General features: G+C 41.8%; 12 protein-coding genes. 9 read left to right on the top strand and 3 right to left on the bottom strand.

The features are described 5' to 3' along the window. Positions 1–402: 402 nt before the first annotated feature. Positions 403–756 (top strand): hypothetical protein, encoded by a 354-nt coding sequence (locus tag AAG747_RS23970; protein ID WP_346823784.1) that lies wholly within the window; start codon positions 403–405, stop codon positions 754–756. Between the two features lie 63 nt (positions 757–819). Here AAG747_RS23970 and AAG747_RS23965 read toward each other — a convergent pair whose 3' ends face one another. After that, complete coding sequence (locus AAG747_RS23965; RefSeq protein ID WP_346823783.1) at positions 820–1,224, bottom strand: (deoxy)nucleoside triphosphate pyrophosphohydrolase; 405 nt, start codon at positions 1,222–1,224, stop codon at positions 820–822. Positions 1,225–1,434: 210 nt separating this feature from the next. On the opposite strand from AAG747_RS23965, the gene AAG747_RS23960 reads away from it, so the two are divergent. Beyond that, positions 1,435–2,304: a histidinol-phosphatase gene (locus tag AAG747_RS23960; protein ID WP_346823782.1), complete on the top strand. Its 870-nt coding sequence runs from the start codon at positions 1,435–1,437 to the stop codon at positions 2,302–2,304. Here the strand turns inward: AAG747_RS23960 and AAG747_RS23955 are convergent. After that, positions 2,294–3,190, bottom strand: a complete 897-nt coding sequence (locus AAG747_RS23955) for a LysR substrate-binding domain-containing protein (RefSeq protein WP_346823781.1) — start codon at positions 3,188–3,190, stop codon at positions 2,294–2,296. The two genes, AAG747_RS23960 and AAG747_RS23955, sit on opposite strands and share 11 nt — an antisense overlap. Positions 3,191–3,432: 242 nt before the next feature. On the opposite strand from AAG747_RS23955, the gene leuC reads away from it, so the two are divergent. From leuC to AAG747_RS23920, 7 genes are all read left to right on the top strand, one after another. Continuing rightward, positions 3,433–4,830 (top strand): 3-isopropylmalate dehydratase large subunit, encoded by a 1,398-nt coding sequence (gene leuC / locus AAG747_RS23950; RefSeq protein WP_346823780.1) that lies wholly within the window; start codon positions 3,433–3,435, stop codon positions 4,828–4,830. 117 nt (positions 4,831–4,947) lie between these two features. After that, a complete protein-coding gene (gene leuD / locus AAG747_RS23945; RefSeq protein WP_346823779.1) occupies positions 4,948–5,541 on the top strand; it encodes a 3-isopropylmalate dehydratase small subunit in 594 nt (197 codons plus the stop codon). A gap of 440 nt (positions 5,542–5,981) precedes the next feature. Then, positions 5,982–7,493 (top strand): alpha-isopropylmalate synthase regulatory domain-containing protein, encoded by a 1,512-nt coding sequence (locus AAG747_RS23940; RefSeq protein ID WP_346823778.1) that lies wholly within the window; start codon positions 5,982–5,984, stop codon positions 7,491–7,493. Between the two features lie 93 nt (positions 7,494–7,586). Next, on the top strand, positions 7,587–8,654 hold the full coding sequence (leuB, locus tag AAG747_RS23935; RefSeq protein WP_346823777.1) for a 3-isopropylmalate dehydrogenase: 1,068 nt from the start codon (positions 7,587–7,589) through the stop codon (positions 8,652–8,654). A gap of 227 nt (positions 8,655–8,881) precedes the next feature. After that, positions 8,882–10,246 carry an oxygen-independent coproporphyrinogen III oxidase gene (hemN, locus tag AAG747_RS23930; protein ID WP_346823776.1) on the top strand — a complete coding sequence of 455 codons (1,365 nt, stop codon included), beginning with the start codon at positions 8,882–8,884 and terminating at the stop codon, positions 10,244–10,246. Between the two features lie 369 nt (positions 10,247–10,615). After that, on the top strand, positions 10,616–11,158 hold the full coding sequence (hslV, locus tag AAG747_RS23925; protein WP_346823775.1) for an ATP-dependent protease subunit HslV: 543 nt from the start codon (positions 10,616–10,618) through the stop codon (positions 11,156–11,158). Positions 11,159–11,163: 5 nt separating this feature from the next. After that, positions 11,164–12,051, top strand: coding sequence for a 1-aminocyclopropane-1-carboxylate deaminase/D-cysteine desulfhydrase (locus tag AAG747_RS23920; RefSeq protein ID WP_346823774.1), 888 nt, complete (start codon positions 11,164–11,166; stop codon positions 12,049–12,051). 96 nt (positions 12,052–12,147) lie between these two features. On the opposite strand, the gene AAG747_RS23915 is transcribed toward AAG747_RS23920, so the two are convergent. Further along, entirely contained in the window at positions 12,148–15,462 is a 3,315-nt protein-coding gene (locus AAG747_RS23915; RefSeq protein ID WP_346823773.1) for a WG repeat-containing protein, read from the bottom strand. Between the last annotated feature and the right edge of the window lie 206 nt (positions 15,463–15,668).

Raw genomic sequence — 15,668 nt, 5'->3', positions numbered from 1 at the left:
TTTTTAACTTACCGGTTGTTCACCACCTTTCTGATGAAAAAAATCTTTATGTTTCTATAAGGTAGTGTTTTTTATTTTCCTTGGCAGCCTCTGCCAACCTTTGTGGTGCCCCTGGAAAAACCTATCCAATGCATTTACACACTGATAGGGTAGTATAAAATTACACGATAAGTTCGAACTTACAACCATTCACCTGAGGTATTTGTTTGTAAATCCAAATTTATGCGTATAAGCGGTTGTCCGGTTGTACAGAAATGCACTACCCTGTCCGAATTTGTACAGGTTTTCAAATAGTATATAGAAAAATTTATTATATAAATATCTATTTATCAGATAGTTAATTCTAATGGTACGACCTTGGCATTAAAGCAAAACAAGTATTTATATAAGCTTTAAAAACACATGAAAAACGTAATTAAACTATTCGCTTTCACTTTCATTTTATTGTCATTGCCTCGTTTGCTATTTGGTATGCAACTCAGTAATCAACCTGGACCTGATAAATTCAGCAAAGAGGCCCTTTTACAAGGATATACCACGCTCAGCCCTGAAGAACTTAGCTTATTGGAAGAATTGGAAATGGAGGAAGAAACTCCGGATGTAGATCAACTGATTGCCGCTCAACTTCCATCCGAAAAAGAAATTTACTTGGTTGATAATCAAGGAATCATAGAAGAAATAGAATATCATGAATTGCCTGCTTCGGCTAATTTACTATTTACAGAAGAAGCAAGTGCCTATTACATTGTTGATTAACTTTCTTAAGAAACTAGTGTCAGATTAACTATCCACAAAGCAAGCCTGTAAGGGCTTGCTTTGTTATTTACTTGACCTTGTAGAAAGGTATTGTTCCAACACCGGAATATCAGCCTTACACCAATCCAGATGACGTAACTCTTCTCTTTCTAACCATTTGATTCGTTTGTGCTCCAATAGCTTCACCTCTTTGTGCGTACAAGTGCCTACAAAAGGCAGCAAACGGATTTGTTTATGGCCATAATCGTATTCACAACTATGCAAGCGATAACGAATGGAAAATGACAGTTGTAATTCTTCCATAATCTCCCGGACAATGCATTTTTCAGGAAGTTCTCTGGTATGCAATTTTCCTCCCGGAAACTCCCATTGTAGTGGGTGTGCCATGGTTTCGCTGCGTTGCGCAACCAAGACTTTTCCCTCATATTCGATAATAGCACAAGTGACAATAATGATTTTGTTGGACATTTTTGGCAGTCGACTTATAAAATCCGAGTAAGTTGTAGTGGAGTAAATATGATCGGTTTTTCTCCGATGTGTAGCATAGCAACTGGTGGTAACGACTCTATTCCCTCACTATTCATCCCTTTCTTTTATGCGGATGAAAAAAATACCTTCACACTTAACTTTCAGCATTCTGTTTCAGACATTTGTATGAAACCTAACCCGAACAAATTTATGCAAAGCTGGACGAATTATCATAGCCATTGCCATTATTGCGATGGAAAGTATGCTCCCGAAATACATATCAAAGCAGCCCTTCAGCAAGGAGTCAAAATTTATGGATTTTCTTCGCATTCTCCTTTATTTGTTCCAACTACTTGGAATATGAAAATGGAGCGTTTAAAAGATTATTTGCAAGAAATTAACCGCTTGAAAGAACAGTATCAGGCTGATATTCAGATTTATACTGGAATGGAAGTGGATTTTATTCCGGGAAGCACCCAAGTGGATAGTCCCTATATTCAAGAGGCCGGTTTGGACTATACCATTGGCTCTATTCATTTTGTAGACAGTTTTGCTGACGGCACCCCTTGGGAAGTAGACGGAGGCCACCAATTGTTTTTAAAAGGCTTGAAGGACATTTTTGATGGAAATGTACAACAAGCGATAAAACGGTATTTTGAACGAACCCGGGAAATGTTACAAACGGCCTGTCCGGATGTATTGGGGCATATGGATAAAATCAAAATTCAATGTGAAGAGGGGCAGCTTTTTAGTGAAAACGAAGATTGGTACCGGGAGGAAGTACTGGCTACGTTAGAAGTGGCTCAACAATCCGGAGTGATCATTGAAGTAAACACCAGGGGAGTGTACAAGAAGAAATTACCGGACGCTTATCCCAGCCGGTGGATTTTGGAAGAGATATTGAAACTCGACATTCCGGTAATGCTCAATGCCGATTCCCACCATCCGGACGAAATTACCGCTAATTTTTCCGAATCGGCTTCCATGCTTCAAGACATCGGTTTCAAAACATTCCGCATTTTACATCAGAACAAATGGCAAGATGTTCCATTTACTTCCGAAGGACTTTTTATTCCATAATCTGTTTATTCAGCTTCAGAAGTAGATTTACAAAAGTGAATACTGAGGGTTTGATACAATCTTTGCGATAAGCGACTACCGTTTCGGTTTTTTCACCAGTGGAGGTAAGTTCAATATAATCTACTTCCAGGTTTTTATACATTTGGCTTACGCTGAAAGGTACGATTGAAACCCCCAGGCCTTTCTCCACCAGCCTGACAATAGAGTGCATGTTGATGGCTTCATGGGCTATATTCGGAGTAAATCCGGCCCGGTTGCACATATGCATCAGGTCATTGTAATACTCCGGTGAATAATCTTTGGCAAAGAAGATAAAAGGTTCTTTTGCTACTTCTTGTAATTGTTGTTTTGGGGAATGAATCATAGGGTGGCCTTTGGGGACCAACAGAGCAAAGTTTTCTTTGTATAATGTATAAATTACAAATTGGTCGGATTTGATAGGGGCGCGCATGATTCCTACATCCAGTTGCCCTTCCGATAGCAAACTTGTTTGGCGGATGGTATTGAGTTCATACAAACTGGTGCTAATACCCGGCAAGTCTTTTTTTAAATTCAACAGTACCCTGGCCAATACATCTTGAATGGCGGAACTGACATATCCGATTTGCAAATGCCCGGCTTCTCCCAAATCTATTTCTTTCACCTTTCGTTTGATGGATTCCAATCTGGTGAACAAATGCGCTACCTCTTCTTTTAAGAATTGCCCGGCTTCTGTCAGGTTTACGGATTTTTTAGATCGCTGAAACAACTGTACACCCAATTCTCCTTCCAGCTCTTTGATTTGCCGGCTCAAAGGGGGCTGGGAGATAAACAAGCGTTCGGCTGCTTTGCGAAAGTGTAACTCTTCGGCCAATACCATAAAATACTTTAAATGTCGTAATTCCATTGGGATAAGTTTTGCTTGAGAGGAACCCGTTCTTTTTTTAATACCTCAAAGGTATCAAATATTGACAAAAACAGTATTTTTAAAGTATTACAAATTCCCGTAGCTTTGCTTAAGCTTGATTCGAAAAAGAGAATAGAAGTCAGAAAGAAAGAAAGTAAATTGAGAAAAGGAAATCGTCAATTTATTTCATAATTTGCTGACAATCAGAAGTACGATATCCGTTAACCAAACTAAATACAACATTGGCTGGTAAAACATTATTTGATAAAATTTGGGATGCTCATGTGGTTTCTGAAATCAAAGGCGGTCCCAGTGTATTGTATATCGACAAACATTTGATTCACGAGGTCACCAGTCCGCAAGCCTTTGCCGGATTGGACAAAAGGGGGATTTCCGTATTCCGTCCGCAAAATACAGTGGCAACTCCGGATCACAATGTCCCTACCCTCAACCAACATTTACCGATTAAGGATGAATTGTCGCGCTTTCAGGTAAACAAACTGACTGAAAATTGTGAAAAGCACGGAGTGACATTGTACGGTTTAAATCACCCTTATCAAGGAATTGTACACGTGATCGGGCCACAATTAGGATTGACCCAACCCGGAATGACCATGGTATGTGGTGATAGCCACACCTCTACCCACGGTGCATTCGGGAGTGTGGCATTTGGTATTGGGACCAGTGAAGTGGAAATGGTATTGGCCACTCAATGTATCTTACAGCCGAAACCAAAGAGAATGCGCATCACTGTGGACGGTGATTTAAAAGGTGGAGTGACGGCCAAAGACGTAGTCCTCTATATCATCTCCAAAGTGACCGCCAGCGGTGGAACCGGATACTTTATTGAGTTTGCAGGATCGGCAATCCGTAGCTTATCCATGGAGGGAAGAATGACCGTGTGTAACATGAGTATTGAAATGGGAGCTCGCGGAGGATTGATTGCACCGGACGAAACGACTTTTGACTATATTCAAGGAAGAGAATTTGCTCCACAGGGAGAAGCGTTTGAGAAGGCTGTAGCCAAGTGGAAGCAATTGTACTCGGATGAAGATGCTGCTTTTGACAGAGAATTGACTTTTGACGCTGCTGACATCGAGCCGATGATTACCTATGGTACCAATCCTGGAATGGGTACCAAAGTAAAAGGATCAATCCCTACCTTAGAAGATATTCCGGCCAGTGCCCAACCTTCGTTCGAAAAGTCTTTGAAATATATGGGCTTTGCGCCTGGCGATGCCTTGGTGGGCAAACAAGTGGATTATGTGTTTGTGGGAAGTTGTACCAATGGCCGTATTGAGGACTTACGAGAAGTAGCTCAATTTGTAAAAGGGAAAAAGAAAGCTGACAATATCACGGCTTGGATTGTGCCGGGTTCCAAACAGGTAGAGCAACAGGCCTATGAGGAAGGAATCGTGGAGATATTGGAAGAAGCCGGATTTAAACTGCGTCAACCGGGCTGTTCGGCATGTTTGGCAATGAACGATGATAAAATTCCGGCCGGAAAGTATGCCGTGTCTACCTCCAACAGGAATTTTGAAGGACGACAAGGACCCGGGGCCCGTACTTTATTGGCCAGCCCGCTTACAGCTGCAGCCGTAGCAGTAGCTGGAAAGATTGTAGACCCTAGAGAACTGTAATAAACGGGGCGTACAATCTGAAAAACTAATTCTAATTAATTGATAATGAGTTTTCAAGAATGTCTTTACCCAAAAGGGTAAACCTGCTCGTTATCTCATCTAAAAGTAAAAAATACCATGGCAATAGATAAATTCGAAACGGTAGTATCCACGGCAGTGCCTTTGCCCATTGAGAATGTGGATACCGACCAGATCATTCCAGCCCGCTTTTTAAAAGCCACTACCCGTGATGGCTTTGGAGACAACCTTTTCCGCGACTGGCGCTATGACAGCAATAACCAGCCCATTAAGGATTTTGTGTTGAACGATCCTACCTATTCAGGAGCCATTCTGATCGGAGAGAAAAACTTCGGAAGCGGTTCTTCTCGCGAACATGCTGCCTGGGCTGTACACGATTATGGATTTAAAGTGGTAGTGTCCAGCTTTTTTGCAGACATCTTCAAAAACAACTCTTTGAACAATGGCCTGTTGCCTGTTCAAGTCTCTGAGGAATTTTTGCAAAAAATCTTTGCCGAAATTGAGAAGGACCCTAAAGCCGAATTTGAAGTAAACCTGGAAAAGCAGGAGTTTACCATTAAAGCGACAGGGGAGAAGTCATCCTTCGAAATCAACGCTTACAAAAAAGAGTGTTTGCTGAAGGGCTATGATGATATCGACTATCTGTTGAGCATGAAAGATGAAATTGAATCTTTTGAAAAAACAAGATCATAAATTAGACAGGGGTAGTTGCTAAAACTACCTGGCCAACCCAAGATTTACCAGTTAGTGAATTTTCTTATGACTATCTGGTAAATAGATTACTAACACAACGATTGATTAAAGTTCAAATCTGAAAGAGAGAGGGCATTGTGCCCAAAACTAACGTTTCAAACCTCCGAAAACCCTTGTTTTTGGAGGTTTCCTTTTAGGGGTAACACCTGTACGATGGAGATGCTAAGGGTTGTATAGCTTCAAGACGAACCGCAGAAATTGACCCCTTCCGGAAAAACAGGTTGTATCTTCAACGCAAAGCGGAAAGAATCTTACGGATTCTTCTTATTTTTATTGAAAAGAAAAAAATAGCCAAAGAAGTATGTTTGAACGATTTCTTTACTTTCTTTCTCGAAAGTAGAGACAATGTTTTGATTTGCTTCAAGTAAGACGGGAACGCCATGAAAATCACAATAATGGATACCACCCTTCGGGATGGCGAACAAACTTCGGGAGTCTCCTTTTCCGAAGCTGAGAAATTAAATATAGCCCGGCTGTTGCTGGAAGAATTGAAAGTGGATCGTATTGAAATTGCCTCTGCCAGAGTATCGGAAGGGGAATATAAGGCGGCCAAAAAAATTCTGGACTGGAGCCATCAGCACGCTTATCAGGATCGTGTGGAAATTTTGGGTTTTGTCGATGGGAAAACTTCCCTGGAATGGATCCAAAAGGCAGGGGGAAAGGTGATTAACCTCCTGTGCAAAGGTTCCTTAAAGCACTGTACCCAACAACTTCGCAAACAACCCGAAGAACACCTGGCTGACATCCGGGAAGTGGTGAAATATGCGGAAGAGATGGGTATCGGGGTCAATGTCTATTTGGAAGATTGGTCGAATGGTATGCGGGATTCTCAGGAGTATGTTTTTCAAATGATTAGAGGCTTGCAAGCGGAAAAAATAGGACGCTTTATGCTTCCGGATACCTTGGGTATTCTCAATCATGACGAAACGTATGAATACTGCAAAAAGATGAAAGACGGATTTCCGGATTTAAAATTCGATTTTCATGCCCATAACGATTATGATTTGGCTACGGCCAATGTGTATAGTGCCATCAAAGCAGGAATTTCCGGTATTCATACAACCCTAAACGGGCTAGGTGAACGGGCCGGTAATGTTCCGCTTTCCAGCGTGATTGGTATTGTGAAGGATCATTTCCATCACGAATTATCCATTAATGAGCAAAAGCTCTATGCCGTTAGTAAAATTGTCGAATCCTTCTCAGGAGTGCGTATCCCGGCGAATAAACCCTTGATCGGAGAGTTTGTCTTTACTCAAACCAGCGGGATTCATGCCGATGGGGATAACAAAGACAATCTGTATTACAATGACTTAATGCCGGAGCGTTTTGGCCGTAAACGGGAATATGCCTTGGGAAAAATGTCGGGAAAGGCCAATATCAAAAAGAACTTGGAAGAATTGGGCATAGAGCTGGATGCCGAGGAAATGAAAAAGGTGACCTCCCGGGTCATTGAACTGGGAGATAAAAAAGAAATGGTTACTCAGGACGACCTTCCTTATATCATTTCCGATGTGTTGAAAAACGATACCATCGAGCAAAAAATCAAAATCAAAAACTATGCTTTACAAGTGGCGGAAGGCTTGCGTTCCGTGGCTACGCTGAGTATAGAAATTGATGGCAAAAGCTATGAGGAAACGGCTTCCGGTGACGGGCAGTACGATGCCTTTATGAATGCTCTTTGGAAAATCTACGATTCGTTGGAAAAACCTTATCCCAAATTGACGGATTATGCAGTGAGTATTCCTCCGGGTGGGCGTACGGATGCATTGGTGGAAACAGTCATCACCTGGAAGATCGGGTATCGTGAGTTTAAAACCCGTGGCTTGGATTCTGATCAGACGGTGGCGGCCATCAAGGCAACCATCAAGATGTTAAACATGATTGAAGATTAATATATACTGATAGCCTTAAACCGCCCGGTTTTTTAAAATTTGGAAGGTTTTTGGCACAAAAGAAATTTTTAAAACATAACTTGACTATAAGAAATGCAATTCAAAATAGCGACTTTACCAGGAGACGGAATCGGTCCGGAAATTATCGAACAAGCCGTAAAAGTGGTCAATGCCATCGGAGAGAAATTTGGCCATCAGTTTGACTATCAACATGCGGTAGTGGGAGCTGCAGCCATTGATGCCACCGGAGATCCTTTTCCTGAGGAAACCTACGAAGCTTGTAAAAATGCCGATGCGGTATTGTTTGGGGCCATTGGCGATCCTAAATACGACAATGATCCCAAGGCAAAAGTCCGTCCGGAGCAAGGTTTGTTGGCGATGCGTAAAAAGTTAGGCTTATACGCGAATATCCGTCCGGTATCTACTTTTAAATCTTTGTTGCATAAATCTCCTTTGCGCACGGACTTGGTGGACGGAGCGGATTTCGTAGTAATCCGGGAGTTGACAGGAGGAATTTATTTCGGACAGCCAAGAGGCCGTTCCGAAGATCAAAACACGGCTTTTGATACTTGTGTGTACACCAAAGAGGAAGTACAGCGTATTGTCAAGTTGGCTTTTGAGTATGCAGGGAAAAGAAATAAAAAATTAACCGCAGTAGACAAGGCCAATGTACTGGCAACTTCCCGTTTGTGGAGAGAAACCGTACAGGAAATGGCGGGTGATTTTGCCGATATCGAATTAGAATATATGTTTGTGGATAATGCTGCGATGCAGATGATCCAATGGCCGAAACGATTTGATGTAATCGTTACGGAAAATATGTTTGGAGATATCCTGACCGACGAAGCCAGCGTAATTACCGGATCTTTAGGCCTGTTGCCATCGGCTTCCGTAGGAATTCAAACATCCGTGTTTGAGCCGATTCACGGGTCTTATCCGCAAGCTGCCGGGAAAAACATTGCCAATCCGTTAGGAACAGTGCTTTCTGCAGCCTTGATGTTCGAGCTAGGTTTGGATCTGCAGGATGAAGCCAAAGCCATCCGAGAGGCGGTAGATGCTTCATTGGAAGAGAAAGTAGTAACAGAAGATATTGCAGAAGGAAAAGCATATTCTACTTCGGCCGTAGGAGATTGGTTAGCGGAGTATATTTTGAAGAAATAAGGATTTTTGTTTATTTATTTTTATAATCTGTATGAAGGGATACCTTCGGGTATCAGGCCGTCCGGTGAATACCGGGCGGCTTTTTTTGTAAAGATGTAACATTGCGTGTTTGTACGGAAAATGACCAACTTCATATTCTTTCCCTCTTTTGATCTGACGTAGGTCACTGTTTCTTAATGAAGGGCTTTCTAGTTTTGCCTTGATCGATGACCTAAATATTACAATCCATGAATACTGAGTTGGTTACCAAATACAATATTCCAGGCCCCAGATATACCAGTTACCCCACAGTACCTTATTGGGATGAAAAAGGAATTGCCATAGAAGATTGGCAACGTACGGTAAAAGAAGCGTTTCAGGTTAGCAATGCTACGGAAGGAATCAGCCTGTATCTTCACCTGCCTTTTTGCGAAAGTTTATGTACCTTTTGCGGCTGTAACAAGCGCATTACGAAAAACCACTCTGTAGAGGAAGTGTATATACAAGCAATTTTGAAGGAGTGGCAACTTTACCGGAATCTGTTGGATGAAACGCCCGTTATCAAAGAAATTCATTTGGGAGGGGGCACTCCTACGTTTTTTTCGCCAGAAAATGTAAGTGACCTGATCCGGAAGATTTTAGCAGAGGCCGAACTCGCTCAAGAGCATTATTTTAGTTTTGAAGCCCATCCCAACAGTACTACAGTAGCACATCTGAAAGCCTTAAATGAGGTGGGCTTTGACCGGGTTAGTTTTGGAATTCAGGATTTCGATCCGGTTGTACAACAGGTTATCAACCGGGTGCAAAGTTATGAACAAGTAAAAGCTGTGACCGAAGCAGCCCGGAACAATGGCTTTACCTCAGTCAATTATGACATTATTTATGGTTTGCCTTTGCAGAAAGAAGCCAGTATTGTGGATACTATTGAAAAGGTAAAGATGCTCAAACCAGACCGCATTGCTTACTATAGTTATGCTCATGTGCCATGGATTAAAGGAGTGGGGCAACGCAAATTTACCGAAGCAGACTTACCGGAAGGGGATGTAAAAAGAAGGCTTTACGAAGTAGGTAGGGAAATGCTGCAAGCAATGGGATATGTTGAAATTGGTATGGATCATTTTGCTCTTCCGGAAGATGATTTGCACCTTGCCATGCAAGAGAAAAGACTTCACCGGAATTTTATGGGGTATACGGCTGGCAAAACCCGCTTGCAAATAGGTTTGGGAGTATCGGCCATCAGTGATTCATGGGGGAGCTTTGCGCAAAATGAGAAAAAGTTGGAAGATTACTATGCCCGTCTTCAACAAAATGAAATTCCGGTCTTCCGGGGACATCTATTAAATCAGGAAGATTTAGTGGTGCGGAAGCATATTCTCAATTTGATGTGTCACTTTGAAACGGAAGTGACTCAGGAAGATAAAGTTTGGATCCCTGGGGAAGTCATTGAACAACGATTGGAAGAAATGCTCAAGGATAGATTGGTGGAAATTGAAGACAATAAGATCAAAGTGACAGTAGCGGGTCAGACATTTATCAGGAATATCTGTATGGCGTTTGATCTGCGGTTTTGGCGCAAACAGCCTCAAGCACAATTATTTTCTATGACAGTCTGATTCGATTTGTTATGACATGGATAATACAGTTGTATTTACAACTGTATTTTTGTAATGCTTTTGCTTATTCTATTTTTTTAGTAGAAAATTTAAAATAGGATAAAAAAATCCCAACCTCACACCTCCAATTGTAGTATTTATTAACATGCTGCTATCGCCAAGTTGCCAGGAGACTATTTAATAATCATCTCGGAAGTGGATGTACGTAGCAGCAATGCGATTGCACAAGAGTTAAGTTGAAACGCAGCTAATCTTAGTATGCTTTTTCACACTTAGAATAAAATCGTTAATTTCGAAGACTCACTTCTCTACGGATTAAGAAGAATAGAGAGGATATTCAACAGACTTACAGACAAAATAAATACATCTATGTCAAAAAAATTCAGATCGACCACCGTACTCGCAGTGGTGAAAGACGGGAAAATCGCCATTGGTGCGGATGGACAAGCAACTTTTGGAAATACCGTAGCCAAGAGCAATGTGCGTAAAATTCGAAAATTACAAGAGGGAAAAGTAGTATTGGGCTTTGCCGGTTCTACGGCGGATGCTTTTACCCTGATGGAGCGCTTTGATGAAAAATTGAATGCCTTTGGTGGAAATATGAAAAGAGCGGCTATCGAATTGGCCAAAGATTGGCGTACAGACCGCTACTTAAGACGCTTGGAAGCGATGATGATTGTGGCGAATAAGGAAGAGGTCTTGATTATTTCGGGAACCGGAGATGTAATTGAACCGGACAATCAAATTGCGGCCATCGGTTCAGGAAGTATGTTTGCTCAATCGGCTGCTTTGGCATTGCAAAAGCATGCACCACATTTATCAGCCAAAGAAATTGTGGAAGAGAGTCTGCATATTGCAGCGGATATTTGTATTTATACCAATCATAATCTGGTGTTGGAAACCATTGAATAAGGGGAGTGGATTTACTGAATACAACAACCAAAATTCAAGAAATCAACGATCCGGAAATTACCCAACGGGGGATCAGGTTATTGGTGAAACGCGATGACCTGATTCACCCGCAAATTTCCGGGAACAAATGGCGCAAGCTCAAATATAATTTGTTGGAAGCTCAACGGCTTGGTCACAAAACCCTGTTGACCTTTGGCGGAGCTTATTCTAATCATATTTATGCCACTGCGGCCGTTGGAAAACTTTTTGGCCTTCGCACTATCGGAATTATCCGGGGCGAAGAACACTTGCCTTTAAACAGTACCTTGGCTTTTGCCAAAGAAGCCGGAATGCAGCTTCACTATATGGACCGCAGTACGTACCGGCAAAAGCAGCAACCGGAAGTGATTCAAACATTACAAAAGGAATTCGGCCCTTTTTATCTGGTGCCGGAAGGCGGTAGTAATGCTTTGGCTGTAAAGGGCTGTTCGGAAATTCTTGAAGAGATTGACCGGGAGTTTGACTATATCTGTTGCCCTTGTGGAACAGGAGGAACTTTGGCCGGAGTGATAGCTGGATTAAAAGGAGAGAAGAAGGCTTTAGGTTTTGCTGTGTTGAAAGGTGCTCATTTTTTGACGGATGAAGTAAAACATCTTTTACTGGCATATCAGGCAACTCCTTATTCAAACTGGGACATCCATCTGGATTATCACTTTGGAGGGTATGCGAAAAGCAAACCGGAGCTAGAGGCTTTTATTCAAAAGTTCACCCGACAGCATCATATCCCTTTGGAGTTTGTCTACTCAGGTAAAATGTTTTTTGGCATTTATGATTTGATTCAAAAAGGCTATTTTGCCAGAGGAACCACACTTCTGGCCGTTCACACCGGAGGGTTACGAACAGAGCAAGAATAAGAAGTTCAATTGGAATATTGTAAAAAAACACCCGTCAAACCCTTGAAAAGGGCTTGACGGGTGCAAATTATTTATCGGATATTACCTTTTCAAATTTTATTTTGCCAATTCCCAGAGCCATGAACCGTCCAGTTTCAAATAGCCTAATTTGCCCTGTTTTTCTACTTTGATCACATTGCCTACCCGTTTGAGTGTTTCGTTTTCGGCAGGGGTGACTACACGACCCGAAGCCGTAGCTAAGCCGTATTGGCGATTAATTTTTACCAGGAAGTTGCCGTCAGAAGTAGGATTCACTTCTTCATAAATTACATCATTGGCAAATAATCCATCCGGGTGAATCATCCTCCACTGGCCATTATTTACTAACGTCCATTTCAAGTCTTTGATCAAATCACCGTATTTGGTCTTGATGGTTCTGCGTTTTTCATAATTAGCCAAGTACTGGTTTTTGGCAATCCGGCTAAAAGGAACTTTGACCGTTTGGTTATTGGCTTGGCGGGTCAATATCCACTTTTCTCCTCTTTTCACAAAAGCAACCTCGTTCTGAAAATCCGTTACTTCATCGTACTTGGTGAAGTAGGCTGGCATACCGTCAGGCTTGATATGGTACATGCCCCCCACGGAATTTACTTTGGCCCGGTTAGCTTGAAAACCTGTCATAATCTCTCCATCCAGTACAAATTCACCGGTTTTTTCTCCTTTTTCATTGATGATTTGCCGGCCATTGACAATGGCATAACCTCCTGAAAACGGAAGAGCCTCTTCAAACTGAGGTTGAATGACCATTTTGCCTTTTGTATCAATATACCCCCATTTTCCTCTGACAAACACAGCTGCCTTTCCTTCACTGAAGTGACCAGCTTTATTGTAGACAGGTTCTATCACTTCGTTTCCCTGAAGATCCACAAAGCCGAATTTTCTGTTTTTTACGTCTTTATCTTCCCGTTGGGCATAGGCCAAGCCTTCATGAAAAACACCTATTTCTTTATATAATGGTTTGGAAAGCAGTTTGCCCTGTTTGTCTAATAAAGCCAGTTTGCCTTTGGTTTTGACTACGGCAATGCCATTGGCATCGTAGGTACGTTCGTATTCATATTTACCGGGAATCTCCGGAGTCAATGCTTTTACTTCTTTGGTGTAGTTTTCAGCTTCCTCCTGTGTCAATGTTTGTTGAATTGTCCCTTGATCATTTAATAATTGGAAAACTTCTCCTTTATCAAAAAATTCGATCATCACTGCTCCCTTGCCTTCTAAAAATTTGGCTCCATCGTGAGTGGCAGGCAATACCGGTTTGTTTTCCATGTTGATAGCGCCAAATTTTTGGCCTTTTCTGACAATGGCAATTCCCTGACGGAACTCACTGATGTAATCGTACAATAGGGGAATGATCAGTTTGCCGGAGTAATCTACGTAGCCGAATTTTTTATCTTTGCCTACTTTGGCCAATCCGGTACTGTCTTGCCACACCGTGAGAAAATCTTTGGAAACAAAATCATAGTCAATAGGCAAAGCCGCTATTCCATTATGGTCGATATATCCTTTTTTGCCGTTTTTTTCCGCTTCGGTGATACCCTTGTCCAATAACCAGATTTCTTCGAAGCCCTCTAATTGATCGTATTCGGCAGGCACGATGATTTGTCCTTTATAATTTACATAACCGACTTTGTTGTTTTTGACGATTTTGGACAATCCTTGTTGCTTTTTCCACACCTCTTCAAAATCCACAATGCGTTGATATACCGGAGGAATCAGAAAAGAACCGTCTTTCTTTAGGTAACCTTCGTAACGGAAGTTGACCAAAGAAGCCCCTACCGGAGATTCCTGTACATAACGACCCCGGCCCACCCAAGCAATGCCGTTGACAAAAGGTCCTACGGCATCCACTTTCAATTTGGTAGGAATGACTATTTTACCTTCCGTATTCACCACTCCAAATGCATTGTTTTGCTTGATAGCCGCCAATCCATTATGAAATTCCCCGATCATCTGATATTCGAAGGGGATGATCATCTTTTGATCTTTGACCCGGATACCGCCCCATTTGCCTGTGGATCCACGTCCTTGTTTTAACCGGACGATGCCTTCGGAACTAGGGCCGATACCATCGTATTGTAGAGGAACTATCATCTTACCGGAAGGGTCAATAATTCCGAACTTTTCTCCCTTCCGGACTACGGCAAATCCGTCTACATAATCCCCTGCCTGATCGTACTCAAAGGGGATAATAACTTGGGCTTCTCCATTGATAAAGCCATATTTACCATTCATTAACTGTACCCAGGCTTTTCCCTTTCGGAAAGGACCTGTATTCCGGATTTTTTGATTTTGAATCGTTTGAACCACATTACCCTGTTGATCAATCAAGGCATCCCAAAGAGTATCTACGGTGGCCCTTGCGTATTGAGAGCTGTTAAAATCACTGATAACCATGTCTTCCAAAGGTTTGGCAAATAGGACTTTTCCTTGGTTATGGTCGATTAAAAAGCATACAGTGGGTGATTTTTGACTTTCGGCATATTGTCCGATAGAAAGCCCCAAAACTTCGTCTACTCCAATATTGTAAAATGATTTACCGATCAAATCTTTTCCTACACCATTAATGAGTTTGTATTGTACGCCATCCATCACCCAACGGGGCTTGCGGGCATCCGGATTGTTTTTCAGGATTTGTAACTGCAAATGGCGGCTTTGAGCTCTGGCAAATACCTTATAGGCGGCCTCATTGGTAAAGTCTTTATGTAAAGTGGTTTTTCCCTGTTGATCAAATTCAATATATACCAAAGACTTGCCTTTGTAGGCTTTGAGCATTGTTCCCTGAACCAGGATGGAATCATATTCCGCAGACAAGATTTGTTCACCTTGAGTATTCACCAGACCGGTTTTTTGATTGACTTTGAAAAACAGGAAAGGCAAACCCTGATTGCCTGTCATAATTTGATCAGCGATAGGGTTCAATACAATCCCGCCTTGTTGGTTGATCAATCCTGATTTTAAGTTTTTGTACACTTTGAAATAAGAATCAAAACCGGAATCATGGATTGCTTCAATGGCATCGTACTCGGGTTGTTTTAATACTTGACCGGTTTGGGTAGCCAGTCCACACTGTTGGTTCTGCCATATGGCGATAAAGGCCCCTTTTAGGGGTTGTATTTTTTGATAGGAAGCCGGAATGCTGGCCTGCCCTTGTGGATTCAATACTCCTTTTTTGCCACCTTGTTCAAATACCGCATAGTCTTCGGTATTAAAATCACTGACAAAGTCATAAGATGGATTTACTACCAATTCCCCTTTTGTATTGATTACACCCCATTTGCCCTCTTTTTTGATTGGAAAGAGGTTTTGAGCAAATAAACCATTACAAAAAGTAAGAAGCAATAGCAAAAATGTATATGCTTTGGTTTGGTGAGTCATAGTTTTGACGGTTAATACTGTTTTCTGTATTTCAATTTTTTTATTACAGAGTTAAAAGAACAATAATTTTACCATAAAAAGCAACCGGTGGTCAGTTATCGGGGATGAAAGGTTGGAAAGTGTATCAACAAGTAAGGGAGCATACCCATCAGAAGGAATACTACCTATAAGCCTTCAATTCTTCATTCCCTCGATCCTTCTAGCTT

Origin of the sequence: Rapidithrix thailandica (assembly GCF_039710355.1) — a bacterium.
In the GTDB taxonomy this organism is placed as follows: domain Bacteria; phylum Bacteroidota; class Bacteroidia; order Cytophagales; family Flammeovirgaceae; genus Rapidithrix; species Rapidithrix thailandica.
The sequence above is the reverse complement of the archived record's forward strand: the minus strand, read 5'-3'. Positions and strand labels throughout refer to the sequence as shown.